A 527-nucleotide genomic window follows, 5' to 3' on the forward strand; every position below is an offset into this window, starting at 1 on the left:
GCACCTGGTCTTCTTCGCGGATGTCGCACTTCAGCGCCAGCCCCTGGCCGCCGGCGGCGGTGACCGCCTCCGCTGCGCTGTGGATGGTGCCGGGCAGCTTGGGATTGGGCACCGAGGACTTGGCCGCGATGGCGATATTGGCCCCGTCCCGTGCAGCACGCAGTGCGATGGCCAGGCCGATGCCGCGCGAGGCGCCGGTGATGAACAGGGTCTTGCCTTGCAGACTGGCCATGCGCGGATTCCTTCGATGCGATTGCAGTGAACCGGCATTATGCCGCCCCGGCGCACACACCGGATTCATGCGCCGCGTCGATACTGGGCATTCACGTTCTGCATGGAATGAGCGACATGACGGCGATCCGCCTTCCCCTGACCGCGCTGGCGCTGGTACTGGCGATGGCTGCCTGCCAGCCCGCCGGCGACCCGTCCACCGCCCCTGTGCAGGCGGCCGCCACCGTTCCCGGTACGGCCGGCGGCGCCTCCCCCTTCAGCGAAGCGGCGATCTGGGACGGCGAGGTGGACGCCTG

Annotated in this window: 1 protein-coding gene; it reads right to left on the minus strand. The window is 69.4% G+C overall.

All coding sequences use genetic code 11. The features are described from left to right. The coding region (locus AAE045_RS24265) for an SDR family NAD(P)-dependent oxidoreductase (RefSeq protein ID WP_455549847.1) at nt 1-232 on the minus strand (232 nt) is incomplete at its 3' end. Nucleotides 233-527: the final 295 nt, after the last annotated feature.

Origin of the sequence: Dryocola clanedunensis, from assembly GCF_038405435.1 — a bacterium.
GTDB classification, from domain to species: domain Bacteria; phylum Pseudomonadota; class Gammaproteobacteria; order Enterobacterales; family Enterobacteriaceae; genus Dryocola; species Dryocola clanedunensis_A.